Source organism: Solemya elarraichensis gill symbiont (assembly GCF_002021095.1).
Taxonomy (GTDB): domain Bacteria; phylum Pseudomonadota; class Gammaproteobacteria; order Chromatiales; family Chromatiaceae.
Window position 1 is genome coordinate 1 of the sequence record NZ_MPRK01000271.1, and the last position, 2,269, is coordinate 2,269.

General features: G+C 50.9%; 1 protein-coding gene. It reads right to left on the minus strand.

The features are described from left to right. On the minus strand, positions 1–1,611 hold a 1,611-nt coding region (gene aceE / locus BOW51_RS10040), incomplete at its 3' end, for a pyruvate dehydrogenase (acetyl-transferring), homodimeric type (protein WP_078477596.1). Positions 1,612–2,269 lie beyond the last annotated feature (658 nt).

Here is a 2,269-nt window from a genome sequence, read left to right on the forward strand (position 1 = left end):
GTAGATACCGAGTTGACGGAACATGCCTTCCATACCAAAGGTACGCGCCTCGTCAGGAACAATCGGCACCACGCGCTTGCCAACCTGCTTGTCACGAATCAGGGTTGTCAGGAAACGCACGAATACCATGGTGGTCGACAGTTCTCGATCACCACTGCTTTCGAGCAGTGACTGTAATGTCTCCAGCGGCGGAATTTCAAGTGTCTCAACATCATCAAGGCGTGATGGGAATGAACCACCAAGTGCCTCACGGCGTTCTTTCAGATAGATGGCCTCAGTACTGTCCTCAGCCGGTTTGTAAAAAGGCGTCGAACTGAGTTCATCATCGGGAATCGGGATATTGAAACGGTCACGGAATGCACGCAGTGACTTGTCCCCCATCTTTTTCTGGGAATGCGTGGTGTTCTGACCTTCTCCCGCTTCGCCCATGCCGTAACCCTTGACCGTCTTGGCGAGAATGACTGTCGGCTGCCCCTTGTGGTTCATTGCGGCTGAATAAGCAGAGAAAACTTTTGCCGGATCGTGTCCGCCACGGTTGAGTCGGAAAATATCCTCATCGCTCATGTTGGCGACGAGTTCCTTCAGTTCAGGATATTCACCAAAGAAATGCTCGCGTGTATATTTGCCACCACGTGCCTTGTAGGCCTGATAGTCACCGTCGACACACTCCTCCATACGCTTGCGCAACAAGCCATTTTTATCACGCGCAAGCAGCGGATCCCAGAAACTGCCCCATACAACCTTGATAACATTCCAGCCTGCACCACGGAAAATCGCTTCGAGTTCCTGGATGATCTTGCCGTTACCGCGCACAGGCCCGTCAAGGCGCTGCAGGTTACAGTTGACCACGAACACCAGGTTGTCGAGCTTTTCACGTCCGGCAAGTGTGATTGCACCAAGAGATTCAGGCTCGTCTGTCTCACCGTCACCGAGGAAAGCCCATACCTTACGCTTACCTGCGTCGATCATTTCACGATCATGCAGGTAGTTCATGAAACGCGCCTGGTAAATCGCCATAATCGGACCAAGTCCCATGGAGACGGTCGGGAACTGCCAGAAATCAGGCATTAGCCACGGATGCGGATAGGAAGAGAGCCCCTCTCCATCGACTTCCTGGCGAAAATTATGCATCTGGTCCTTGCTCAGGCGCCCCTCAAGATAGGCACGTGAATAGATACCGGGAGCCGAATGCCCCTGGAAAAAGACCAGGTCACCACCATGGTTCTCATCACGGGCATGGAAAAAATGGTTCATGCCAACGTCATAGAGTGTGGCACTGGAAGCAAAACTGGCGATATGACCGCCCAGTTCTGTAGAAATTCTGTTTGCCTGCACAACCATTGCCATTGCATTCCAGCGCGTCAGCGAGCGAATGCGGCGTTCAACTGCCCGGTCACCCGGATAGCGTTCCTGCAGATGTTCAGGAATGGTGTTGAGGTAGGCAGTATTTGCCGAATAGGGTAAGTAGGCTCCGCGGCGACGCGCCTTGTCGATCAGTTTCTCGAGAAGGTAATGCGCACGATCTGTTCCTTCGTGCTCGATGACGGCGTCCAGCGCCTCAATCCACTCCTGCGTTTCCTGCGGGTCTACATCTTTTATATCGTCTGTCATGTGGGTTCATCCTTCGACAGTGTTTAACCAATGCATACGTGAAGTTTCCACGCAGCGCTTAAATAACGATCTGGAGACGGGGTCACCGTCCTGCAAACCGGCAACAGTCTCCGTTAATTGCGGAATCTGCGCAAACAGGTTCTTGCATCGGTTGATCACAGACTGTTATATACAAGGGTGAAATTTAAACAAAACGCACTGCACAAATGCAATCAGGAAGTTACGCTTAAACCATGTTATTGCATGGGTATCGAAGAATAAGCTGTTGATATTGCGTAATTCAGTGATTGTGGCGTGATATACGCATGAAGATTTACCACTGCAGTCATCTGGCTGGAAATTGCTCGCATATAATGAGTAAGTCAGGATTTCACCTGACGATTTTACAGATGGGATTCGACCTGATGTGACAAATGCGGACAAAAGTTCATCTCTGTTCTATGTCTCCAACTGCTGAGAAGCTGACGATCGATGCTTTAAGACCACTTCCGCTAACGACCAGAAGCGGACACCCAATCCAGACGACGTTGAACGGAATCACTGCTTATATATGTAATAAGTATTTCTTATTCATCCGCTGCGCGCCAAGGAGAGAGAATCGAAGGCGCGTAGTCCCCGGTAGCCACTAGGCGAGACTGTTTTTCTGACGTGCGCCAGC